Origin of the sequence: Aliiglaciecola sp. NS0011-25 (assembly GCF_040370605.1) — a bacterium.
In the GTDB taxonomy this organism is placed as follows: Bacteria; Pseudomonadota; Gammaproteobacteria; order Enterobacterales; family Alteromonadaceae; genus Aliiglaciecola; species Aliiglaciecola lipolytica_A.
This window is the reverse complement of sequence record NZ_BAABWR010000005.1, coordinates 62,156-86,511: the sequence shown is the minus strand read 5'-3', so window position 1 is coordinate 86,511 and position 24,356 is coordinate 62,156. Positions and strand designations below refer to the sequence as shown.

The window sequence follows — 24,356 nt, the reverse complement described above, 5'->3', positions numbered from 1 at the left end:
ATGCAGAACTATTTTCTAGCGCTCGTGAGTGTTGCGCTTTTATTTACCGCTTCCGTTAGTCCCAGGGCCAATGCTGCCCCTCAGGCTGACAGCTTTTATTCGCCGTCGACGGTTTTCGATCCTAGCGTCACTACCCCTGAGGACTTTTTAGGTCATGGGTTAGGTCAAAAGATGGTCCAGAACAATATGCTGACAGCTTATTTTCGTCAGCTAGCGGCGCAATCTGAGCGAGTCAAATATGAAGTAATTGCCTACAGTAATGAAAATCGACCAATAGTTACTTTAACCATAACCTCCCGGCAAAACATGGCCAATTTAGCGCAAATTCAAGCGAACCACATGGCCATACAAACCCCTAAAGGTAAAAGTACAGTCAGCGCAGATATGCCAGTAATTAGTTGGATTAATTTTGGTGTGCACGGTGGCGAAGTGAGCTCAACCGATTCAGCCTTGCCGATTGCTTATCATTTAGCTGCGGCCCAAGGGGAAGAGATCGATAACTTACTTAAAAACAGTGTCATTCTGCTCACGGCCAGCTTTAATCCAGATGGTAACAACCGTGAAGCGACGTGGAATTGGCAATATTCATCGAATGTCACGATTACCGATCCTAATCACGCTTTACATGGCTCTCCTTGGCCCTCAGGTAGAACTAATCATTACTGGTTTGATCTGAATAGACAATGGATGTTACAGCAACAGCCCGAACCTGTGGGTTGGGTCAGTAAGTTTCATCAATGGCGACCAAACATAGTCGCAGACTTCCATGAAATGCGCTCATATAAGTCGTTTTATTTTCATCCTGGCGCACCGGATAGAGTGCATCCTCTGATTAATGATCAGGCCATGCAATTACTCAGCGATGTAGTGCAAGGACCGCGAGACTTTTTGGACAGCGAAGCTCAGCTATATTTTAATCAAGAGTCTTACGACAATTTTTATTTAGGCAAAGGCGCGACATATCCTCATTTGTTTGGCAGCTTGGGAATATTGTTTGAACAGGCTAGCTCGGCAGGTTTGCTCGACACGCCCCGAGGTGTGTTGTCATTTGAGGATAATATTCGAACTTATTACCATGTGGCCTTAGCGCTTCTGGAAAATGCCGCTGAAAAGCGCCAAGCACTGCTTTCATTTCAACAGGATTTTGCCAGCAACTCGGCTAAAATGGCCGCACAAGATGACATAAAAGCATACATCTACAGCGCCCCTGAAGATCCAGTAAGATTGTTCCATTTCAATCAACTATTAACTCGCAACAAAATCCAGATCAAACCACTGACAAAAGATTTTGCTGTGAACGGTAAAACATTTCGTAAAAACGAAGCGTTTATCGTGGAGTCAAAGCAGGCCAATTATCGTATGCTTAAAGGTCTGTTTTCCAAGATAACCACCTTTGAAAATAATACCTTTTATGATGTGTCTGGATGGACATTGCCCCTTGCTTTTGGGATTGACTTCGAGCCTCTAACTCGCACTAGATATAAAGCTGGTTCAGCTATAACAGTCGAGTTCCCAACACAGCAACCACCAAGCAGGGCAAATGTCGCCTATGTTTTTGATTGGAGCCACTACAACGCGCCGAAAGTACTAAATACGCTACTGCAGCAGGGATATCTACCGCGCATTGCCACTGAACCTTTTAAGGCACAAACTGATAAAGGTATCCAAGCATTTGGACGGGGCAGTGTCATAGTGCCGGTGCTCAAGCAGATAGGTGCTAATGCAAACGTAAACGGCGAAAATTTATATAACATAATCCAGCAGGCAGCAATTCATGATGGGGTAAAAGCCTACGCATTAAACAGCTCCCATACCACCAGCATAGGTATGGATTTGGGCAGCAATAGTATTGACGCTGTCACTTTACCAAAAGTCGCACTGGTTATTGGGCCTGGAATGTCTCCCTATCAGGCTGGTGAGGTGTGGCACCTGTTAGATAAACGTATGCATATGCCTGTTGTTTTACTAGATAAAAGTAAACTTTCTAGTGCGGATTTGTCAGCCTATACCCACCTAGTCATGACGGATGGAAAATATTCAGATATCAGTAATTCGCTACAAGAGAAGATTTCAACTTGGGTAAGGAAGGGCGGATCTCTGGTTGGTATCGGTGATGGTGCGCGCTGGGCAGGAACAAAATTACTGGATATTAAAGTGGCTGACATTGGCAAAGGAAAATTAGCCTCACAATCGCGAATTGATTATTCAAATAAGGCAATGGTTAAGGCACAAGATATTATTGGTGGTGCGGTTATGGCCGGTGATTTAGATATTAGTCACCCACTAGGTTACGGATATACCCGCCGCGAGATTGCCAGCCAACGTAGCGGTCTTTTAGCATTTGAACCGCCTAAAAATCCCTACGCCAGTGTAATAAAAATTGCCCAGAATTCACTATTAAGTGGCTACGCTTCTGCTGAAAACCAACAGCAATTAGCAGGCAAAACCAGCTTGGTAGCAGAAAGAAAAGGCAAGGGCAGTGTTATATTATTTACTGATGATCCTAATTTCCGCGGATACTTTTATGGCACAGAGAAGCTGTTTCTAAACAGTCTATTTTTCTCAACCCTATTTACTGCGCCTTAATCGGTAAAAACAGGCAAATCACAGATCAGGCAATCTAATATAAAAGCCTCCAAGTTATAACCTGTAGTTATGATTAGGAGGCTTTTTGTGAGGCCTTGATATTATCCTGCCGTGTTAGGCTTTAATTAATCGATAACTAGACGTATCCGTTGTTTTATTCATCATGCATTATAATAAATTAGCGCTTTACCTATTTGTTCTGGCTTTGTTCTCCGCGTTTTATATTAATACTTCTGTCACACCAAACTGGGTAGAACAGCAGCATTCTTACCCCACTTATAACAATGCATCAGGCGAACTTGTTTACACCATCAATAATCATCAGTTTGAAGTCAAAAACATCGTTGATTATCAACTCTCCCCATTGCGACAAAGCGCTTTAGATCAGTATGGTAAACCTGCGTTATCTGAGCAATGGGTAAGGATGCCTGACCAACAACTGGTGTTACTCAAGACCGCTTTCCATTTTGGTATTTGGTCGTTATTACCGGCCGTCATTGCTATTTCATTATGTTTGCTTACCAAACAGCCGATTCCTGCCCTATTAGGTGGCACAATTATCGGCGCACTCATGTTAGGTCGGTATGATATTACCGATAAAGTGCTGCTTCCAAGCATCGCCTCAGACAGCGCTGCAACCATTGTTTTATTGTACCTTTGGCTGCTTGGCGGCTTGATGGGAGTCTGGACTCGCACTGGAGCAGCACAAGCATTCGCTCAGGCGATGACCCGTCATTTTGTTAAGGGGCCGCGCTCAGCGAAGCTGATTACATGGATATTAGGCGTATTCTTTTTTCAAGGAGGAACAATAAGCACAGTATTGGTGGGGACAACGGTTAAGCCCTTTGCAGATGAAGCAAAAGTCAGCCACGAAGAAATGAGTTACATTGTAGATTCAACGGCATCGCCCATCGCGTCAGTCTTAGCCTTCAATGCTTGGCCAGTCTATGTACAATCATTGATATTTGTGCCTGGTGTGGCTTTTCTGGCAACCGAGTCTGATCGAATCCGTTTTTTCTTCACCAGTATCCCTTTTAGCTTTTATGGAATTCTCGCGGTATTGGGTACGCTCTTGTTGTGCTTTAACGTTACATGGCATTGCGGTAGTCGAATCCGTACAGCCCGTTTACGGGCGCTCAATACTGGCCGCTTAGATGCAAAAGATGCAAACCCGATACATACTGATGAATTACAAAAATCGGAAGTGCCTAACCATTATTCGCCGAGTGTTTATGAATTTGCAGTGCCTTTGGTCACCTTAATTGCTATCGCAGTAGGAACCTTTATTACGCTAGGTTCGCCGAAAGTAAATTGGGCATTCGCTACAGCACTTTGCTTGTCTTGTGTAATGGCCTTATCACGAGGGATGACCTTAGACGAATTGCTTGGCGGCATTGGTAATGGTCTAAAATCAGTGGTCGTTGCTTCTGTGCTGTTGGTATTGGCGATTACAATTGGCGGTATCAATAAGGAAATTGGTGGTGGTTTATTTTTGATAGATTTACTCGACCATCAAATAGCATTTTGGATGTTACCTGTCATTCTCCAGATTCTAACCATGATCATTGCATTTTCAACCGGAACAAGTTGGGGTACATACGCAATTGCATTCCCTTTAGCCATGCCGTTAGCTTGGGCAATCGGTATCAATCAAGAAGTTGCTCACCCAGAAATTTTCATGGCGATTTGTTTTGCGACGGTTTTGAATGGCAGCGTATACGGGGATCAATGCTCTCCCATTTCGGATACAACCATTTTAAGTGCGATGACCACAGGTTGTGACTTGATGGACCATGTTAAGTCACAAATAATACCTGCTAGCATAGCCGCAACATGCGCAGCTATGCTTTGGACTTTATCTGCATTGCTGTTGGTTTAACCAACAGCATTCAAATATAGCAGTAGCGAACTATTGTGTCTGCGTAGGCTGAGCATGGCCTTCGTTATGAATTGCTTCGATATCTATCGCATCGAAACTGTATTCCTTGTGGCAGTATTGGCAATTCAACCTTACGGCACCATCTTCGGCCACAATATTAAGTAACTCTTGTTTATCAACATTTGCGATCGCCGCAGCACTGCGTTCTTTACTGCAGGTACAAGAGAACTTGATGTCTTGAGGTGGGTAAAGTTGGACTTCTTCTTGATGATAAAGTCGGTGCAATACTTCAGTGGCTGGCAGCCCTAACAATTCCTCAGCAGTAATAGTCTGGCTAATCGTAGTTAAGTGAATGAAGTCAGTGTGTTCAGACGCATCTGTCATTTCGCTACTGGTTGGCAAGACTTGCAAAAATAAACCACCAGCTCTATTTATTTCACCTTTGAGAGAGGTTTTTAAAATGACTTTGGTAGGCAGTTGTTCAGATTGGCTGAAATACCCTTCAAGACACTCTGATAAAGTCGGCTTGTCGATCGCCACCATGCCTTGATATCGCTCTCCCACTTCAGGAGTAATGGTAATAACTAACACTCCCTTAGGCATGAGTTCGGTTAACGATGTTGGAAGTTCAGCCGCTTCTGAGTCCCACCGTGCCACACCACGCAATTTTTGATCATGAGTACCATTTATTACTGCGTACTTAACCAAACCTTCACTTTGCAATTGCAAAGCAATATCACCTTTGAACTTTAACGTTGCAGTCAGCAAAGATGCAGCAGCCATTAATTCACCCAGTAATTGTTGAAGGACAGGGGGATATTGCTGTGAATTTAGAATTTCTTGATAACTATTTTCTAGTTGCACAAGTTCACCGCGTACGTTGGCGTTGTTAAAGACATAACGATGTAACTGATCAAAATGGGACATAAGATTCTCTTACTGCTGTTTAAATTGAATTATTTTGCGACGCTGCTTTTTATCCGGTCGTGTCTCTGGTCTCGGACTATGGAATGCGCTTAACTTGCGCGCCTCTGCATTTTTTTCACGTTGCGCGATGCTTTTTTCTGTTTCCGCGTAGAGTAATTGAGCTTGTGGTGCACTTACTCGTTTATCACTTAACCCTTCAACAATTACTTCCTTGCTATCGAATCCGGCAGGGAGCACAATTGTCGCACCCAATTCGACACTTCGACTGGCTTTTGCTCTTTGTCCATTATATTGCACCTTGCCAGATTGCACCATGTCTCGAGCTAAAGATCGGGTTTTAAAAAATCGAGCAGCCCAAAGCCACTTATCTAAGCGAACTATTTCAGTGTTTTTGTTGTCTGTCTTATTCTTCATATATAGAACCTATTGGGCTTAAGCTTAAAAACCTTAGAATTGTAATTATATGGTAATGTTAATCTTTAATAGTTGTGGCCCTTTAATCTACTGGTTATCATTGTCCCCGTTTAGCGACGATAATCGACCAAAAAGTGGTAAAAGATGAGCCTTAGTAGTACAAACTTAAGTCAAATATGGCTGCAAATTAGCAAATATCAATCACAGATTAATCTGTTGGTTGTTATTTTGTTGGTTCTGTATCTTTTGGCTTTTTTAGCTGAGATGACTTGGCGGCTAATTCCAGAGCCACAAAACACTTCAAATCAAAGTTTTCAAACTAACCAAACTGGCAATACTTCAAGCAACTCTGGCTCACGAGTGAGTTTGTCACAGTTGAAAAGTTTAAACCTGTTTGGCGATTTAACCGCAAAAGAAGTCACCACGGTTAAACAAGAAGTAACGGAAGCACCTGAAACCCGCTTGAACTTAACCTTAACAGGTGTGGTCGAGACTGATGAGCCAGGTGTTGGTGCGGCGATAATTGAGAATCGCGGTTCACAGAATACCTATGGCATCGATGATGAAATTGATGGTACCAATGCAAGCTTAGTTGAAGTGTTCGCAGATAGGGTAATCATAAAAAATGGTCCTCGTCGCGAAACCTTAATGCTAGACGGGTTAGAATACTCAAAAGAAAGCCAAGCATACCAACCAGTTGTTGAAACGACCGCTGATAATAGAATAGATGACAAAGAACAATATACCGAATTGACCCCTGAAATGGTGGAAACGACCAGAGAGATACGGCGCAACCCTGCCGGATTTACCGATTACATTATGGTCTCTCCGGTTCAAGGCCAAGATGGTTTAATTGCCGGCTATAAAATAGCCCCTGGTAAAAATCCAAGTTTATTTAAAGGTGCTGGATTTTTAGTCGGCGATGTCATTACCGAGATTAACGGCTTAGATTTGACTGATCCTGAACAAGCTATAGAAGCCTTGGCAGCATTAAATCAATCGGATTCGTTACAACTAACAATTAGTCGAAGTGAGGAACTTCTCACTTTGTATTTGGATTTCCCTGAAGGGGGAGAAGATTTATGAGGATTACCCCTATGACGCAAACAAGCCGTAGTAGATTTAGAGGCTTATGTTTGGCAGCATGTGCAATGCTTTTGACGATGTCGACGATGACATCCGCTAAAGAATATTCCCCCAATTTTAAAAATGCTGAGATTTCCGAATTCATAAATATTGTAGGCAAGAACCTGCAAAAAACCATAATCGTCAGCCCAGACGTACGCGGCAAAATCAGCGTACGTAGTTATGACTTGCTTAATGAAGAGCAATATTACCAATTTTTCCTCAACGTATTACAAGTATACGATTTTGCCGTGGTAGAAATGCCAAATGGCATATTGAAAGTAGTTCGAGCTAAAGACGCAAAAACATCTAATATTCCGGTTATTCAAGGTACTCCTTTTGATGGTGATGAAATGATCACCCGAGTGGTTCCGGTATACAACGTGCCAGTGCGAGAGCTTGCCCCGATTCTTCGCCAGTTGAACGATCAAGCAGGTGGTGGCAACGTAGTGAGCCATGACCCATCCAACGTCATGATGCTGACCGGCCGAGCTGCTGTGGTAAATCGCTTGGTAGAGATCATTGAGCGTGTGGATCAAGCTGGTGATGAAGAAGTTGAAATAGTAGAACTTAAATATGCATCTGCATCAGAGATGGTGAGAATTATTGAAAACATCAATAAAAATGCATCCAAAACCCAAACAACCGGTAAATCGGAGCCTCGTCTGGTAGCTGACGACCGAACCAATAGTGTAATAGTGTCTGGCGATAACAAAGGTCGCAAACGCTTAATTAACCTAATTACCAAAATGGATAAAGAATTAGAAACCAGCGGTAATACTCGGGTTATTTTTGTGAATTACGCTAAAGCAGAAGAGCTAGTTAAAGTTCTGCAAGGAGTAAGTGCTAGCATTCAAGCCGAAGAACAAGGCGGACAAAGCAGCAATACAAAAAGTAGAACATCTAACAACCGTGAAGTAAGTATCGATTTTCACTCAGATTCCAATGCACTCGTAATCACCGCAGAGCCTGACATGATGCGTTCGCTAGAAGAAGTCATTCGTCAGTTGGATATACGTCGAGCACAAGTAACCGTTGAAGCCATTATTGTTGAAGTATTTGAAGGTGACGGCACAACGGTAGGTGTTCAGTGGGCCAGTGAAGATGGTGGTGGTCAGCAATTTACAAATGGTGTTGTGGGGATTGGCTCGTTAGCAGTTGCAGCCGATGAAGCAGAAGATCAAACAACCACGACCACAGGGTTCGATGACGATGGTGACCCGTATTCATATGACTCTGTCACATCTGGTGATTTCACTTCACTAGCATCCTTGCTAGGCGGCGTTAACGGATTCTTAGTTGGTGTAGTGAAAGATGGTTGGGGGGCAGTACTACAAGCAGTAAGCACTGATACCAATTCTAACGTTCTCTCTACTCCACACTTAACCACCATGGATAATGAAGAAGCGTTCTTCATCGTTGGTCAAGAAGTACCTATTATTACCGGTTCTTCAACGGGTTCAAACAATGCCAACCCATTCCAAACTGTGGAACGACAAGAAGTAGGTATAAAACTAAAAGTGACACCTCAAATCAACGAAGGTGATGCGGTTCAACTATTAATTGAACAAGAAGTCTCTAGCGTCAGTGGTGCGACATCTGTTGATATTGCGATTAACAAACGGGAAATTAAAACCACAGTAATTGTGGATGACGGCGGTACAATTGTACTGGGTGGCTTAATCGACGAAGAAGTGCAGGAAAGTGTTTCCAAGGTGCCTATATTAGGTGATATTCCTTACCTAGGTAACTTGTTTAAATCCACCACTACCAGCAAGCGCAAACGTAACTTAATGGTATTTATTCGTCCGACCATCGTGCGAGATGGCGCGACTATGAATTCTATTAGCCATAAAAAATACAACTACATTCGTGCGCAGCAACTACAGCGTCAATCTGAAGGTATCCCTTTGATGCCTAATACTGATACACCTGTATTACCGGAGTGGGAAGATGAACTATCTTTACCGCCTTCTTTCGAAGAATACATGTTGAATAAAGAGCAGGAAAGCAAGAATTAATGAGTATTGAAACAGCTGAAAATGCTGAACTCAATCCAAATCTGTTAGACGCTGAAGTTAATTCTACGGAAATGGCTGATGAAGATGTGGTTCAACACAAGCAGTTAGCATTTAGTTTTGCGAAGCGTCATAAAGTGTTGTTGGATACCGGTGAAGAACCCGCTATTTTGTATCACACAGCAAGCACAGATTTTTCAATTTTCATTGAGGTACGTCGATTTCTGCAGGCTGACTTTCAATTAAAAGAAATTGCCGACGAGCAATTTGAAAACCTGCTTACCAAGGCGTTTCAGCGCGACTCGTCAGCGGCTAAACAGCTGATGGAAGATATCGGCAATGAAAGTGACTTATTCGCGTTAGCTGAAGAACTGCCTGATACCGAAGATTTATTAGAAAATGAAGATGATGCGCCTATCATCAAGTTAATCAATGCAATGTTAAGTGAAGCAATTAAAGAAGGTGCTTCTGACATTCATATTGAAACCTTCGAAAATCAATTAATAGTGCGATTTCGTGTAGACGGAGTGTTACGGGAAATATTACGGCCAAACCGTAAATTATCTTCCATGCTAGTGTCCCGTATTAAAGTCATGGCGAAGTTAGATATTGCCGAAAAGCGCGTTCCTCAAGATGGCCGCATTACCTTAAGAATAGCCGGACGCGCTGTGGATGTTAGGGTTTCAACCATGCCTTCGAGTCATGGTGAACGTGTGGTTCTGCGTTTGTTAGATAAAAATAACGCCCGCTTAAATTTAACTGATTTAGGTATGACCGCAAAAAACCGTGAAATTTTTTCCGTTTTAATTCGCAAACCTCACGGGATTATTTTGGTTACAGGTCCTACTGGCTCAGGTAAAAGTACAACCCTATACGCTGGCCTTTCAGAAATAAATTCGAAAGACCGGAATATTTTAACCGTTGAAGATCCCATCGAATTTGATTTACAAGGCATCGGCCAAACTCAAGTTAATCCCCGTGTAGACATGACGTTTGCGCGAGGTTTGAGAGCAATATTACGGCAAGATCCTGACGTGGTCATGATCGGTGAAATTCGCGATCTCGAAACAGCACAAATTGGTGTGCAGGCCAGTTTAACCGGTCACTTAGTATTATCTACGTTACACACCAATACCGCCGCAGGAGCCATAACTCGACTTGAAGATATGGGAATTGAACCCTTTTTGTTATCTTCCAGTTTACTGGCTGTTTTGTCGCAAAGACTAGTAAGAACCCTTTGCCCTGATTGTAAAACGCCTCACCTTCCAAGCGAAGCCGAGTGTCAAATTTTAGGCTTAGAGCATGCCTCCAATAGCCAAAATATTTATAGTCCCAAAGGCTGTGCAGCTTGTAATCAAACAGGTTATCGCGGTCGGACCGGGATCCACGAATTACTGGTAGTTGACGAACCAACCCGTGAAATAATTCATAACGGTCATGGTGAGCAAGCTATAGAAAAACATGTTAGGAAAAATACACCGAGTATTCGCGAAGACGGCTGTAACAAAGTACTTCTTGGGTATACATCCTTAGAAGAAGTACTGCGCGTTACCCGGGAGGATTAACCGTGGCCGCTTATGCTTACAAAGCGATTACCCAATCTGGTCGCAATAAAAGTGGTGTTTTAGAAGGCGATAACGCTCGGCATATTCGACAACAGTTGCGAGAATTAGAGCTTATTCCGCTAGAAGTAGAGCAAGTAACGGAACAGCAACAGCGCGACAACAAAAATCGATTTACCTTGTTCACTCGCGGCATATCCGCCAGCGATTTAGCCCTTTTAACACGGCAAATTGCCACCTTGGTTGAATCTGCTTTGCCAATCGAGGAAGCACTTTTAGCGGTAGCAGAACAATGTGAAAAGCCCCGTCATAAAAATATGATGATGGCCGTTCGCAGTAAGGTAGTAGAAGGTCATTCTCTTGCCGATGCAATGGGAGAGTTTCCGCAAGTATTCGATGAGCTATTTCGAGCAATGGTTGCAGCAGGTGAAAAGTCAGGGCATTTAGACACAGTACTTAATCGACTGGCCGATTACACAGAAAAAAGTCAACGCACTCGCAGCCAAATTACCCAAGCACTGGTTTACCCTGCCATCATGCTATTTTTTGCATTTGGTATTATTTTCTTACTGTTGACCGTAGTAGTGCCTAAAATTGTAGGACAATTCGACAACATGGGTCAGGAACTTCCTGCAATTACCAGCATCTTAATCTCTGTGAGCACTTGGTTACAAAGCTACGGTCTGATTGCAATAGTGTTAATTGTTATATTGATAATCTTGATTCGCAGAATACTCAAACAACCGCTTATGAAAAAACGTTATCACAAGTTTATTTTGGAATTACCTTTGATTGGTAAAGTATCCAAAGGCTTGAATACGGCGCGTTTCGCCAGCACATTAAGTATACTAACCGCGAGTGCAGTGCCGTTGTTAGAGGCGATGCGCATAGCCGGTGATGTACTTGAAAATTTGCACATTAGAGAAGCTGTAGCCGATGCGGCAATTAAAGTGAAAGAGGGCTCTAGTCTGCGTGGAGCCTTAGAAAAGACCAAAATGTTTCCGCCTATGATGATGCATATGATTGCATCGGGTGAAAGAAGCGGAGAGCTTCAGCAAATGTTAAAACGAGCAGCAGACAACCAAGATAGGGAATTCGAAGCCCTAGTTGGTGTCTCATTAAAAGTTTTTGAACCAATTTTGATTGTTAGTATGGCAGCAATTGTTTTGTTTATCGTACTGGCAATTCTACAACCAATTTTAGCGCTTAATAATATGGTGAATATGTAATGAAAATGAACAATCCTCGACAAGCTGGTTTTACCTTAATAGAGGTAATGGTGGTGTTATTGATTATTGGTATCATGGCGGGCCTAGTGGCACCGCAAATACTCGGTAACCAAGAAGAAGCTCAGCGAAAAGCTGCTGCTATTGATATTCAATCATTGGAAAGTGCATTGACCCGCTACAAGTTAAGTAACAACCGTTTCCCAACCACCGAGCAAGGGTTAGATTCTTTGGTTAACGAACCGACAATAGACCCTATTCCACGCAATTACCCAACCGGCGGCTATATTAATCGTTTGCCTAATGACCCTTGGGACAATCCTTATCAATTGGTTAGCCCAGGTGAAATAGGCGTGATAGATATTTTTTCTAATGGCCCAGATGGTGAACCAGGAACGGAAGACGATATTGGTAACTGGAATCTTGGCGATTACCTAAACTAAACATTGAGTTGCCCATAATGCGAGCACGGTCATTAAAGTACCATTCAGGATTTACTCTCATCGAGATCATGGCGGTGCTAGCAATTATGGGAATTGTTATAAGTGTAATTTCATTTAATAACTTCTCACCGACCCCTTCTGAAGAATTAGAAAAACAAGCGAAACGATTCCAGATAGTAGTGGATATGGCATCTGATTTTGCGGTGTTAAACCAGCAAGAGTTAGGTATTCGTATTGAACCTGAAACCGCTGAATATATATTTATGCAGTTAGATGAAGAACAAAATTGGCAACTACTGGAAGGACAACAAGCGTTCGGTCGTTATCAATTACCAGAACCCTACTCTTTGGCGTTAGAGCTCGACGAATTACCTTGGATTGAAGAAGACAATTTGTTTAGCGACGGTATATTCGATGAATCTTTATCCTTTGATGAGGACCGCGTTGACATTGGCAGTGAAGAAGAAGAGAAAAAACTACCGCCACCACAAATCATGTTGTTATCCAGTGGTGACGTGACACCATTTAGTTTAACTATGATGTATGAGCCTGATTTTTCTAATGATGATCCCGTGTATTTTAAGCTGAATGCCATTGATAGTGTGCCCCTTGAAAGGTTGGGTCCTTTGGATAGTGACTTATGAACACTAACACTCACAACAAAGGTTTCACCTTGTTAGAAGTCATGCTGGCGCTACTGATCTTTGCGATAACCGGCACCGCTATCATGAAATCGGCCACTGACCATTTAAACGGTGTCAGCCAAATCGAAAATATTACCTTTGCCACTTGGGTAGCCAATAATCGCCTTACCCAAATCAACATCGAAAATAGCTGGCCCCTAAAAGACAATTTGAAGGGCGAAGAAAAGATGGCTGGTACTACTTGGTACTGGCAACAAAAATTATTGTCCACCCCGGATGAATCTTTGATCGGGATTGAAATCGTAGTGGGGACCGACGAAAATTTCGACCGCACGATAACCAGTGTGACCTCCTATATGGCTAAACCCAAGAGCACAATAAGATGATTGGTCAAAAGCAACGCGGTTTCACACTGATTGAAATTATGATTGCTGTGGCAATCTTCACTCTTATCGGTATCGCTTCCACCAGCGTAATGACCGCCGTTATCGACAGTGATGAATTATCTGAAAATCGTTTCGAAAAACTACAAACTTTGCAAAGAGCGATGCTCACCATTGAACGAGATATGCTTCAAGCGGTGCCCAGAGCAGTGCGCCTAGACGGTGAAGAGAATACGCAAGTTATGCACGCAGAAAAGAACTTCTTGGAAAGCGAAGCTGATGGTTTTGCTTTTGTGCGAGCTGGATGGCAAAACCCGCAACTAATGTTACAACGCAGCACCTTACAAAGTGTTGGCTACCGTATGCAAGAAGGTAGGTTAGAGCGTTTGTACGGTAATTACGTTGATAATGTAGTTGGTTATGAACCCAAAGTACGGGTTTTATTAACTAAGGTAGATGATTTTCAAGTACATTTTTTATTAAACTCTGGCGAAGATTCTGCCGACTCACAAAGCTGGGATGATTCTTATGCTCAAGATACCCTGCCAGTAGCCGTGAAGATTACCATCACCAGTCAAGAATTCGGCGTCATTGAGCGTAAGTTTTTAATGAGCAGCGCAGATTCGTGAATACTAGCTTGGCAAATTATTCAAAGCAGCAGGGGGTCGCTTTAATCATTGTTTTGATGATTGTCGCGCTGGTTGCGATTATTGCCACTGAAATGGGGTCAAGATTGCAACTTCAAGTGACTCGCGCAACCAACATTAAAGATAACAATCAAGCATTTTGGTATGCAATGGGGGCTGAGCAATTTGCGATTAAATCCATCGGTGAACTATTAGAGTCAAATCCTGATGTGATTTCATTAGAAGCTGGCTGGTCTGAACAATTTACCTTTCCTTTAGAAGGTGGCGGTATTCAAGCTCAGTTGACCGATATGCAAACCTGCCTAAATCTCAATGCTATCGACTCGGTAAATCGAGTACAACAAAGCAGCAGTCAAAACGGCAATGATAGCGATAACACTAACGGCGACAGCGAGGTTAAAAAGGTGCTACGTGGAAATAGCAGCGGTGATATCAATTCCGTCCCTGAAGAGGCCCTAGCGTTTGAACGCTTATTGACCAACGTTGTGCCAGAGTTGGATAACTATTCAATTGAAGTTGTCAGAGACTCGTTAATTGATTGGCTAGACCAAGATGACAACATGTCACAAAGCGGGGCCGAAGATGCCGACTATGCAGCGTTAGTAAACCCTTACTTAGCCGCAAACAACTTAATGGTCAGTAAGTCTGAAATACGTCTAGTTAACGGCGTTAAAGCCCAATGGATTAATGACCTGCTGCCGATGGTCTGTGTTATTCCAAATGTGTCAGAAATGAAAATTAATGTGAATACTGTAAAAGAAGACCAAGCTCCTGTATTAGCAGCATTAACAGGTGCACCAGTATCGGAAATTCAAAGCCTCATCAGTAATCGTGCACCTGATGGCTACCAAAATGTGCAGGATTTCTTAGCGGAAACACTGTTTACCAATCACACATTAACCGAACAACAACAACGTTGGTTTGATGTAAAAACAGAATACTTTCTATTACATACCAAGACCCGTTACAATAACGCCACATTTGCTATGTCTTCCCTACTGAAAGTAGAAAATAACGACCAAGTGATTGTCATACGACGAGAATTTGGAGGAGTACTTTAATGGAACATCTGGTTATCCGCCTAGGCTCAACCACTAGTGACCCAGTCAATTGGTTAGTATGGTCTGGTCAAGAGCAGGAAATTATTGCCTCTGGCGTACTAGATAATGCGGAACAGCTTAATTCTTTATCTGAACGTGCAGGCAAACGTCCTATTACCGCCTTAGTCCCAGGTTGTGACTTTTTGTTGAAATGGGTCGCCATGCCAGCGAAGGCATCGCGAAAAGCGCTAACGGCGATACCATACATGCTTGAGGAAGATTTAAGTATGGATATTAGCGAACAGTTTTTTGCCTTAGGGGAAAAAAATGGCAACATGCAAGCGGTTGCAGTAGTTAGCAGAGATAAGATGGCAAACTGGCTAGAGGTTATCAAACAAGCCGGTTTGTACTGCAATAAAATGCTCCCCGATATACTTGCCCTTCCCTACATTGAAGATGCGTGGAGCTTAGTAACCCTTGGACAGCAAGCTATTATTCGTCAAGATCAATGGCAAGGTCTGCAAGGTGATGCAACTTGGTTATTGCAAGCCACTGAGCATTTTGCAAAACAGCAAACAACACCGCTAAAAGTAGCGAATCACAGTGACTTAGATATTTCTAACTTAGCCAACGTTGAACAAATCGAACAGCAGTTAGACTTACCCATGCAATTGCTTGCAACAGGTGTCTTAAAAACCACATTTAATCTGTTACAAGGCGAGTTTAAAGCTAAACAACAAAGTCGTAGTCAGTGGCGTCAATGGCGAGTTGCAGCGGTTTTAGCTTTTCTCGCCCTTGTGGTTACATTGGTTGATAAAGGCGTGCAAGTTAATCAACTTAAACAACAAAGTGCAGATCTAACTAAGCAAATGCACGAGCAATTTGCCAAAGCCTTTCCTAATCAACCAAAACCCACAAGAATCCGTTTAGCGATGGAAAGAGAACTGGCTAAATTAGCCAACGGGGGCGGACAAACATCAATGCTAGCAATGATGTCACAACTCACCGAAGCTTTTCAAAGTAGCGACGTTAAACCACAAACTATACGTTTTGATAGTGCGCGTTCAGAACTGCGACTACAGGCCGTTGCAGCAAACTTCGAAGCATTAGAACGATTTAAACGTTTAGCCCAAGAAAAAGGCTTTGAGGTACAACAAGGTGCAATTAACAACAAAGACAACCAAGTGATTGGTTCGTTATCGATAAGGAGCTGATATGAAAGATTTGTTGGATAAATTTAATCAGCTATCTGAGCGCGAAAGAGTATTAGTGGTAGTGTCGGGTTTGTTGTTAATAGTCGCTCTATTTTACTACCTAATATGGGCACCTATTGATAACTCTTTGCAAACTCAAAGCAAGTTAGTCGCGACTAAACAAGCCGACCTAATATGGTTTAAGCAAAATGCGAATCGTGCAATCCAAATGCGCAGTGGGAATGCAAATGCATCGGTATTTTCAGGCTCACTACCTCAAGCAGTCAATCAAACGGCTGGACGAGTGAAAATAGCAATTTCTAGAATGCAGCCTCAAGGTGAAGAGTTAAAGGTATGGGTAGACCAAGCCCCCTTTAACGATGTAGTGAGTTGGTTACAAAGTATGGAAAGTCTTGGGATCCGCATCATTAATGTAGATTTAGCGGAAGCCAACGTGTCTGGAATGGTAAAAGTCAGAAGTTTGCAGTTAGGAAAATCATGAAGCAAGTTGTTAAGTGGAGTCTTCTAGGCATTTTAGCCTTTTTGATTTTACTCATTATTAAGTTACCCGCTAGCCAAGTTATTTATCGCGCGAACCAATCCAATGATCTGAGCATTGAAGGTGTGCAAGGAACGATATGGAATGCCTCAGCTAGTATTATCAGTGTAAATAACATGACCATTGAAAATGTTAGCTGGCAGGTGTCATTTTGGGATTTGTTATTTGGTCAAGTGACGCTAGACATAGATGGAGGAGATTTACGTTCAAGTGACAAAGTCTCATTACAAGGCATCATTAGCATTGATATGTTCGACCCAAGCCATGTTCAATCTTCCGATTTAACTGTGTATCTACCGGCAGATATGGCTATTGCCCAAGCCCCCTTACCAATAGCAGTAAACGCGGGAGGCCGCTTTAAAGTCTCCTTAACTGAACTAGATTATGCTGGAAGATGTATTGGTCTATCCGGTAAAGGTCAATGGTTGAATGCGGGGTTAGAAGGCTTAGTAGGGCTTAGTGAACCTTTGAGTTTAGGTAATTTTCAAGCAAATCTAAGCTGCATTGAAGATGATATTCTAGTCAAAATCACTCCACCCAACGTATTCAATTTAAGCGCTGATGCTCGGATTCCAAGCTCATTAAAAGTGAAATTAAATGGTCAATTCAAACCCGACGATAGTTTACCCAAACAAGTTAGGGATGCCGCTCAGTTTTTTGGTCGTCCCGATAACCAAGGGTTTTATAAAATAAAATTTTAGTATCACAGGGGGGACATAAGCTCCCTCTGTCGACCTAGCTTTGGTAATTTATTTTATCGGGTTGTTGTTAATATCATCGATTAAGAATCGATAATCTTGAATACTCGTAAACTCATCAATATTACGGATTTCACCTTGGCTATCTGGATTCTCAACCGCTAACAAGTGAGCAATCCCGAATTCTTTAGCAGCATGTAAAATCGGTACACTATCATCGACGAACAAAGTACTTTGCACATCAAACCCTAAGCGTTTCTGCAATTTTTGCCACAACAGCTGGGATTCTTTAGTTACCCCAAACTCATGGGTAGAAATCAAGGTGTCTATATGACTATCCAATTGAGTCTGCTCGATTTTTAGAGACAAGCTTCCCGGGTGCGCATTGGTTACCAGTACAACTTCTCTGCCACTGTTATGCAAAGCATCGAGAAATGGCAAAGTGTCTTCACGCATACTGATCAAGTGTTTGATTTGTCGTTTTGCCTCAATAATATCCATATCTAGCTTTTCCGCCCAATAATCAAGACAATACCAGTTTATCGTTCCCATCACCTTTTGGTATTCAAGGTGAATATATTCTTTTGCTTTTTCGAGACTGATAGCTTTTTTTTGTGCTATCTTTTGCGGTACAACTTCCATCCAAAAATGGTTGTCAAAGTGCAAGTCGAGTAGGGTTCCATCCATATCGAGTAAAACAGTTCTAATTTCGTTCCAGGGCAACATTGGCAAGTCAGTGATCCATGAGTTAAAGTAAGGCAAATGTAGTATAAAGTGCAGCTCCTCAATAACGGAACTGCCGTTAGTTTAACGTGATAGGTAAATGAATAAAATAGACCCGAATAAAACACTGCCCCAAATTCATCAACGAGAAATCGTCGCCAAAAGCGGTTTATTTCGTGTCGAACGTTTAGATCTTGAATTTTCGAATGGCGCAACTCGTCAATTCGAAAGGATGGCTGGTTCAGGCAGTGGTGCAGTAATGATAGTCCCTTTCATCGATTCTGAAACCCTTTTGCTTATCAGAGAGTACGCAGCTGGTACCCACTCTTATCAGCTTGGTTTCCCTAAAGGCTTAATTGATCCAGGGGAGTCACCTCTTGAAGCAGGCAATAGAGAGTTAAAAGAAGAAGCTGGATATGGCGCGAACGTGTTAAAAGAGGTTCATACTGTCAGTATGGCTCCGACTTTTTTTGATGCGAAAATGAATATTTTATTAGCTCAAGATCTTTATGAGTGCCGTTTAGAAGGGGATGAACCAGAACCTTTAGAGGTCATTCCATGGTCTATACACGAGCTAGACGCTTTACTGGCTCGTGACGATTTTATCGAGGCTCGCTGTATCGCAGCTTTATTTTTGGTACAAAAATATTTGGCAAAAAGTTCATCAGGGGAAAAATAATGGCAGTAGACCCTCGAAAAAATTTGTTAGAAATAGCTAAATTTGCGGCTAAAACCGCAGGCGAAGAAATTTTAAAAATCTATGATAGCGGCGACTTCAAAGCATATGAAAAAGAAGACGAATCTCCAGTTACTTCTGCAGATTATAAAGCCAATGAAATTATCATGGATATTTTGTTAAAAGAAACCCCCGACATCCCAATAATGTCTGAGGAAACCAATAACGGTGACTTGGCGCAGCGTAAACATTGGCAACGCTATTGGTTAATTGATCCTATTGACGGCACTCAAGAATTCATAGCACGCAGTGGCGACTTTGCAGTCAATATAGCGTTAATTGAAGACAATGAGCCTGCGTTAGGAGTTATTTATTGGCCTGCTGGAGAAACTCTTTATTTTGCTAGCAAAGGACATGGTGCGTTTAAATCTTGCTCGTTAGAAAATAATAAACAAATTCATGTGCGTAAATTTGCAGAACCCGATACTGATGTGGTGATGATCGCTATCAGCCGGCGTCAGCCGCGGGAAAGAATAATGAACCATATGAGCGATTCGCGTTCATATCAAACACTCCCCCTAGGAAGTTGCTCTCTTAAAGCCTGCTTTATCGCAGAGGGGAAAGCAGACGTATTTTTACGCGTTGGGGTAACTGGTGAGTGGGATACCGGTGCTTCCCAATGTATCGTTGAAGAAGCTGGAGGTACTGTACTTTCAGCTGAATTCCAACCACTTACTTATAACCGACGAGATACGACTGACAATCCAGACTTCGTAGTGTTAGGGGATCATCAAGTAAATTGGCAATCAATTGTCGAATATAAATAAGGAATAGCAAATGAGAACACATAGTCTTATAAGTTTTGCCATATGCTGTGCGGCATTTGGGTCATTTTCCCACGCAAGTTGGACCCTTGATAATGATTCTTCAACAGTCAACTTTATCTCCACAAAGAACGAGCACATCAGCGAAATTCATCATTTTACCAAGTTATCTGGCAAACTAAGTGATTCCGGCCAGCTTCAAGCAGCGGTGCAATTGAGTTCAGTAGAAACCAATATAGCCATTCGTAATGAGCGTATGCAGACATATCTTTTTGATGTGAAAAATACACCAGAGGCGACGATCACAGCCCAGCTACCTGAATCAGTGATGGGCATGGGTGCAGGAACATCAGCCATGGTGACCCTTGATACGAATATTACGATCAAAGGCAAGTCTGCTCCTTATAGCGTTGAATTAAGCATAAGCAAAGATGATGATGGCAGCTTCCATGCTACAACGGTTAAGCCCGTTCTAATTAAAGCAGCAAACCATGATTTAGATCCTGGCATTGCTAAGCTACAAGAACTTGCGGGTCTAAAAAGTATCGGGTTAACCGTTCCAATGACGTTTTCTGTGACATTCAATCAATAGTCACCTGTAGCGCGGGACAATTACTCCCGCCCACAAAGTCTGTAGCACGGCATGTATCCCGTGCAAAGATAAGACAAATCCAGTTCAAAGCGCGGGATAAATAATCCCGCCCACAAAGCCAGTAGCACGGCATGTATCCCGTGCAAAGATAAGACAAATCCAGACCAAAGCGTGGCACAAATACTCCCGCCCACAAAGCCTGTAGCATGGCATGTATTCCGTGGAAAGATAAGACAAATCCAGTCCAAAGCGCGGGACAATTACTCCCGCCCACAAAGTCTGTAGCACGGGATTTATCCCGTGGAAAGATAAGACAAATCCAGTCCAAAGCGCGGGACAATTACTCCCGCCTAAAAACCTGTAGCACCGGATTTATCCCGTGAAAAGATAAGACAAAACCAATCCAAAGCGCGGAGTAAACGCTCCTGCCTACAATCTAATTTTGGATCTGCTCCTTGGTCACAATATTCACGCTTTCGTGTAATTCAGAATACTGTACAAAAGCTTGCCCCGACTTAAGTTGCATCATGACGTGATTAACTTTTTGTTCAAGATCATATTCCATTTCCCCGTAATCGGTTCCTTCTTGAAGAACAAAGGCTTCAACTAAATTGTTCAAGGTTTCTGGAGCAATGTCACTTAAAGGAATAATCATTCTTTAACACCTTTGTGGATTGAAAAGGGCGCAATAAAATCAGAAATACGTTTATGGAACCATATGTTGGGCTTCCAAGGAGTACCTTGTAAAAATCCCACATGCCCGCCGGTGTCACTCAACTCCAATTGAACCGCCTCAGAAAGCTCGTGTTCTTTAGGTAAAACCGCCTCATTCATAAAGGGGTCATCAATAGAATGGAGAACCAAGGTGGGGGTTTCAATATGCTTGAGAAAACTAATTGCACTGCACTTTTGGTAATAATCTTCGGCATCAGCAAAGCCGTGTAATGGCGCGGTAACATTTTGATCAAAATCTCTAAAGTTTGCCAATTTGGCAACTTTTTTATCATCAATGGGAATCAAACCTTTATAGTCAATAAGTCGCATTTTTGAACGTAGGGTTTTCACCATACTTTTTAGCAAATAGCTTTGATACACTTTAGAAAAGCCATGGTTAATACTGTCAGCACATTCAGCCAATTTAAATGGTGTAGAAACGGCTACCGCTGCTTTTAAAAATTTTTGCGCCGGCGTTTCCCCTAAGAACTTGAGTAGCATATTGGCACCCAATGAAAATCCGATTGCCACTTTAGGTAAATCAGGAAATTTTTTATCCAACCAAGCCATAAAGTAACTAGCATCTTCAGTTTCACCTGAGTGATAAGCGCGAGGCGTGGTATTCAGCTCACCTCCACAACCACGAAAATGCATTAACACGGTTTGCCAACCTTGAGACTGCAATTCAGCCATAAGATCATTGGCATAATGAGATTTCACAGAGCCTTCTAAACCATGAAATAGCACCGCAATCCCTTTGTTATTTTCCGGTGATTCTGGCTGCCCCCAAACCACTTTTACGCTATCGCTGTCAGGCAGTTTCAGTTTTTCTACCCGTAAAGCTAAAGGACGACGACGCTGAATAAACCTTGGCCATAAGGTTTGAACATGACGGTTTTTAGCCCAAAACGGCGCTTTGAAATCACTTCGTTTTATTCTATTTTTATTCGCTTCGGTGGCAAATTTATATTTATCGTTCATATCTCAAGATTAGTTTGATTACTAGAAATTGTGGCGGCCAGTTGTTCCACTATACACTTTAAATCAGCAGTATCTAGGGATTCAAGGGAGTCCAAATAATGGTAAAAATTAGATTTTCTTTTGGCATCTAAATAATGCTGATTGCAAAAACTGATAATCAGTGTTTGTTGTTGTTTTTCAGCTTCCAATTCCTGCTCTAACAGTTTTGCGTAAGTATTTGGCTTGTTCGTTTTGGCATCTATTCGTAAACGCCTAATGGTTTCCACTTGTGCGACTGAAGGGGCAATAAATTCTGATAACTCAACAAATTGAGATGAGCTTACCTGTCGATTATGGGTATCGAGATATGCACATATTAGCAGCAGATTTACGTTCATAGAGTATTCATTCTGCAGTTGCAGAGTTAAACGTTTTACTTCCGATTTAGCATAATGACGTAAAGAAAACTGCCAAAAATCCTCAGCTAACCAATTGTTGTTCATCAAATTCCTGTTGTTTTAATTCGAGCTCTTCTTGAGCCTCCATCCACAGTATTTCGGCCTCTTCTAAGTCTCCTTTTATATTGCCCTGCTCAAGTAACAGCTGTTTCAATTTAGCCTTGTTTTCATCAAGATAGAGATCAACATCAGTGAGTTCCGACTCGACTTTTGCAAGCTTCTCAGAACACTGATTCATCTTCTTTTCGGCGCTTTGAATTGCTTTACGCAATCCTTGTGTAGCTTGCCTAAACTCAGCTTCTAGTCGCTTTGTGTTCTTCCGATCAAATTTGTTCTCTACAGGTTTAGCCGTTGAAGAATCTATATTCTTATTCGCACTTTTCTGACTAGCATCCTTTAATAACCAATCACGATAGTCTTCTAGATCACCATCAAAGGGCTGCACCTTGCCGCTATCCACTAAATAAAAATCATCGCAAACTGAAGTGAGTAGGAAACGATCATGAGAAACTAACACCATTGCCCCTTCAAAGCTCTGCAACGCGATATTAAGAGCATGGCGCATTTCAAGATCCAAGTGGTTGGTAGGCTCATCCAATAACAAAAGATTCGGTTTTTGATACACCAATAAGGCGAGAACCAAACGCGCTTTTTCGCCACCAGACATAGGCTCAACTTTTCCTAATGCCTGATCACCATGAAATCCAAAGCCGCCTAAAAAATCCCGTAATGCCTGTTCAGGGGCAAGTTTATCGAGTCGATAAAGATGATCTAACGCACTATCTTGAGGTCGCAAAAATTCAAGCTGATGCTGTGCAAAATAGCCAATGCTCAGCCCCGCAGATGTCATATATTCACCGCTCATTGGCGTTTTTTCGTTTGCCAACAATTTAATTAAGGTCGATTTACCTGCGCCATTTCGTCCTAACAATCCAATTCGACTGCCTGGGACCAAATTCAGATGTAAACTATCAATAATCACAGTGTCATCGTAACCCACTTGCACTTGTTCCATTTTTACCAATGGATTAGGTAATTTAGGAGGGGCAAAAAACTCAAATGAAAACTGCGATTGCGCGTGAGCTGGCAGCAAATCTTCCATTTTCTCTAGTTGTTTAATCCGACTTTGCGCCTGCTTTGCTTTACTAGCTTTAGCTTTGAAGCGATTAATGAATGATTCAAGATGAGCGACTTTCGCTTGTTGCTTTTGATATTCCAAATCTTGTAGGCGTAATCGTTCTGCACGCTGACGCTCGAAAGACGCGTAGTTTCCGGTGTAACTAATCAGCTTTTGGCTTTCCACACTGAGTATTTCGTTCACCGTATTATCAAGAAAAGATTTATCATGTGATATAAGAATCAATGTTCCTGTATATCTTGTTAGCCATCTTTCTAGCCAAATAACCGCATCTAAATCCAAGTGGTTGGTAGGTTCATCAAGTAGCAGCAAATCAGAATGACATAGCAATGCTTGAGCAAGGTTAAGACGCATTCTCCAGCCACCTGAAAAGTCAGTGACTGGTTTTGTAATTTGATGGTGACTAAAACCTAGGCCAGCCAGAATGGTCGCGGCTCGAGATTCGATATCATAAGCCCCAGCGTGTTCCAATTGACCATGTAGCAAGGCAATTTTTTCACCATCATGATTTTCTTCAGCCGTTGCCAACTTCTGTTGTAATTGTCGATACAGCAAATCACCATCAATTACGTAGTCTATCGCACTGCGATTTGACGCTGGAGTTTCCTGGGCCACCGACACAATTTGCCAATTTTTGGGTAATTGACAATCCCCCGCATCAGGATGTAACTCCTGTCGCAGCAAGGCAAATAAGCTAGACTTACCACAGCCATTAGAACCAATAAGCCCCACTTTGTGGCCTGGATAAATAGTCGCAGATGCGTGTTCGAGGAGGACTTTACTGCCTCGCAATAAAATCAGATCTGAAATTTGAATCATTTACGAAGAATACTAATCAAATTAGTTGAATTGGCGTATTATATACTTATACCGCTTGAAATTGCGCGTTTGTGCACAACTGAAAAGCTAATTATTCCATTCAAGTAG

At 42.2% G+C, this 24,356-nt stretch carries 24 protein-coding genes; 17 read left to right on the top strand and 7 right to left on the bottom strand.

All coding sequences use genetic code 11. From position 1 onward, the window contains the following. Together ABWV72_RS05965 and ABWV72_RS05960 are read left to right on the top strand one after the other, a co-directional pair. Window positions 1–2,586 (top strand): M14 family zinc carboxypeptidase, encoded by a 2,586-nt coding sequence (locus ABWV72_RS05965; protein WP_353369301.1) that lies wholly within the window; start codon window positions 1–3, stop codon window positions 2,584–2,586. Between the two features lie 163 nt (window positions 2,587–2,749). After that, on the top strand, window positions 2,750–4,465 hold the full coding sequence (locus ABWV72_RS05960; RefSeq protein ID WP_216047821.1) for a Na+/H+ antiporter NhaC family protein: 1,716 nt from the start codon (window positions 2,750–2,752) through the stop codon (window positions 4,463–4,465). Window positions 4,466–4,495: 30 nt separating this feature from the next. Here ABWV72_RS05960 and hslO read toward each other — a convergent pair whose 3' ends face one another. Together hslO and hslR are read right to left on the bottom strand one after the other, a co-directional pair. After that, entirely contained in the window at window positions 4,496–5,392 is an 897-nt protein-coding gene (gene hslO / locus ABWV72_RS05955) for an Hsp33 family molecular chaperone HslO (RefSeq protein WP_342805764.1), read from the bottom strand. Window positions 5,393–5,401: 9 nt separating this feature from the next. Further along, complete coding sequence (hslR, locus tag ABWV72_RS05950; protein ID WP_216047819.1) at window positions 5,402–5,806, bottom strand: ribosome-associated heat shock protein Hsp15; 405 nt, start codon at window positions 5,804–5,806, stop codon at window positions 5,402–5,404. Between the two features lie 144 nt (window positions 5,807–5,950). Here hslR and gspC point away from each other — a divergent pair, with 144 nt between their 5' ends. The 12 genes from gspC (at window position 5,951) to ABWV72_RS05890 (ending at window position 17,347) form a co-directional block, all read left to right on the top strand. Then, complete coding sequence (gene gspC, locus ABWV72_RS05945) at window positions 5,951–6,892, top strand: type II secretion system protein GspC (protein WP_353369298.1); 942 nt, start codon at window positions 5,951–5,953, stop codon at window positions 6,890–6,892. Window positions 6,893–6,903: 11 nt separating this feature from the next. Further along, complete coding sequence (gspD, locus tag ABWV72_RS05940; RefSeq protein ID WP_216047818.1) at window positions 6,904–8,952, top strand: type II secretion system secretin GspD; 2,049 nt, start codon at window positions 6,904–6,906, stop codon at window positions 8,950–8,952. A gap of 71 nt (window positions 8,953–9,023) precedes the next feature. Next, window positions 9,024–10,514 (top strand): type II secretion system ATPase GspE, encoded by a 1,491-nt coding sequence (gspE, locus tag ABWV72_RS05935; protein ID WP_216047914.1) that lies wholly within the window; start codon window positions 9,024–9,026, stop codon window positions 10,512–10,514. Window positions 10,515–10,516: 2 nt separating this feature from the next. Then, window positions 10,517–11,740 (top strand): type II secretion system inner membrane protein GspF, encoded by a 1,224-nt coding sequence (gene gspF / locus ABWV72_RS05930; RefSeq protein WP_216047817.1) that lies wholly within the window; start codon window positions 10,517–10,519, stop codon window positions 11,738–11,740. After that, window positions 11,740–12,180 (top strand): type II secretion system major pseudopilin GspG, encoded by a 441-nt coding sequence (gspG, locus tag ABWV72_RS05925; protein WP_353369295.1) that lies wholly within the window; start codon window positions 11,740–11,742, stop codon window positions 12,178–12,180. Before gspF ends, gspG begins: the two co-directional genes overlap by 1 nt. A 17-nt stretch (window positions 12,181–12,197) precedes the next feature. Then, window positions 12,198–12,824 (top strand): type II secretion system minor pseudopilin GspH, encoded by a 627-nt coding sequence (gspH, locus tag ABWV72_RS05920; protein ID WP_216047816.1) that lies wholly within the window; start codon window positions 12,198–12,200, stop codon window positions 12,822–12,824. Continuing rightward, window positions 12,821–13,210 carry a type II secretion system minor pseudopilin GspI gene (gspI, locus tag ABWV72_RS05915; protein ID WP_216047815.1) on the top strand — a complete coding sequence of 130 codons (390 nt, stop codon included), beginning with the start codon at window positions 12,821–12,823 and terminating at the stop codon, window positions 13,208–13,210. The genes gspH and gspI overlap by 4 nt, the downstream gene beginning before the upstream one ends. Beyond that, window positions 13,207–13,836 (top strand): type II secretion system minor pseudopilin GspJ, encoded by a 630-nt coding sequence (gspJ, locus tag ABWV72_RS05910; RefSeq protein ID WP_216047814.1) that lies wholly within the window; start codon window positions 13,207–13,209, stop codon window positions 13,834–13,836. Before gspI ends, gspJ begins: the two co-directional genes overlap by 4 nt. Beyond that, window positions 13,833–14,915, top strand: coding sequence for a type II secretion system minor pseudopilin GspK (gene gspK / locus ABWV72_RS05905; RefSeq protein WP_353369292.1), 1,083 nt, complete (start codon window positions 13,833–13,835; stop codon window positions 14,913–14,915). The genes gspJ and gspK overlap by 4 nt, the downstream gene beginning before the upstream one ends. After that, window positions 14,915–16,108, top strand: coding sequence for a type II secretion system protein GspL (gspL, locus tag ABWV72_RS05900; RefSeq protein WP_353369290.1), 1,194 nt, complete (start codon window positions 14,915–14,917; stop codon window positions 16,106–16,108). Before gspK ends, gspL begins: the two co-directional genes overlap by 1 nt. Before the next feature lies 1 nt (window position 16,109). Next, window positions 16,110–16,589 (top strand): type II secretion system protein M, encoded by a 480-nt coding sequence (locus tag ABWV72_RS05895; RefSeq protein WP_353369288.1) that lies wholly within the window; start codon window positions 16,110–16,112, stop codon window positions 16,587–16,589. Next, entirely contained in the window at window positions 16,586–17,347 is a 762-nt protein-coding gene (locus ABWV72_RS05890) for a type II secretion system protein N (RefSeq protein WP_353369286.1), read from the top strand. Before ABWV72_RS05895 ends, ABWV72_RS05890 begins: the two co-directional genes overlap by 4 nt. 48 nt (window positions 17,348–17,395) lie before the next feature. Here ABWV72_RS05890 and yrfG read toward each other — a convergent pair whose 3' ends face one another. After that, window positions 17,396–18,076 (bottom strand): GMP/IMP nucleotidase, encoded by a 681-nt coding sequence (gene yrfG, locus ABWV72_RS05885; protein ID WP_353369284.1) that lies wholly within the window; start codon window positions 18,074–18,076, stop codon window positions 17,396–17,398. A 91-nt stretch (window positions 18,077–18,167) separates the two neighbouring features. On the opposite strand from yrfG, the gene nudE reads away from it, so the two are divergent. Genes nudE through ABWV72_RS05870 form a run of 3 tightly spaced genes read left to right on the top strand, consistent with a single transcriptional unit; the run spans window position 18,168 to window position 20,159 of the window. After that, window positions 18,168–18,746: an ADP compounds hydrolase NudE gene (gene nudE / locus ABWV72_RS05880; RefSeq protein ID WP_353369282.1), complete on the top strand. Its 579-nt coding sequence runs from the start codon at window positions 18,168–18,170 to the stop codon at window positions 18,744–18,746. Next, a complete protein-coding gene (gene cysQ / locus ABWV72_RS05875) occupies window positions 18,746–19,570 on the top strand; it encodes a 3'(2'),5'-bisphosphate nucleotidase CysQ (protein WP_353369280.1) in 825 nt (274 codons plus the stop codon). Before nudE ends, cysQ begins: the two co-directional genes overlap by 1 nt. 10 nt (window positions 19,571–19,580) lie before the next feature. Then, window positions 19,581–20,159, top strand: a complete 579-nt coding sequence (locus ABWV72_RS05870) for a YceI family protein (RefSeq protein ID WP_353369278.1) — start codon at window positions 19,581–19,583, stop codon at window positions 20,157–20,159. A gap of 436 nt (window positions 20,160–20,595) precedes the next feature. Here ABWV72_RS05870 and ABWV72_RS05865 read toward each other — a convergent pair whose 3' ends face one another. The 4 genes from ABWV72_RS05865 to ABWV72_RS05850 are packed head-to-tail and all read right to left on the bottom strand — an operon-like array spanning window position 20,596 to window position 24,248. Next, window positions 20,596–20,814 carry a YheU family protein gene (locus tag ABWV72_RS05865; protein ID WP_216047805.1) on the bottom strand — a complete coding sequence of 73 codons (219 nt, stop codon included), beginning with the start codon at window positions 20,812–20,814 and terminating at the stop codon, window positions 20,596–20,598. Then, window positions 20,811–21,854, bottom strand: a complete 1,044-nt coding sequence (locus tag ABWV72_RS05860) for a hydrolase (RefSeq protein ID WP_303500288.1) — start codon at window positions 21,852–21,854, stop codon at window positions 20,811–20,813. The genes ABWV72_RS05865 and ABWV72_RS05860 overlap by 4 nt, the downstream gene beginning before the upstream one ends. Continuing rightward, window positions 21,851–22,336, bottom strand: a complete 486-nt coding sequence (locus ABWV72_RS05855) for a TIGR02444 family protein (RefSeq protein ID WP_353369275.1) — start codon at window positions 22,334–22,336, stop codon at window positions 21,851–21,853. The genes ABWV72_RS05860 and ABWV72_RS05855 overlap by 4 nt, the downstream gene beginning before the upstream one ends. Then, complete coding sequence (locus ABWV72_RS05850) at window positions 22,314–24,248, bottom strand: ATP-binding cassette domain-containing protein (protein WP_342805778.1); 1,935 nt, start codon at window positions 24,246–24,248, stop codon at window positions 22,314–22,316. The genes ABWV72_RS05855 and ABWV72_RS05850 overlap by 23 nt, the downstream gene beginning before the upstream one ends. Window positions 24,249–24,356: the final 108 nt, after the last annotated feature.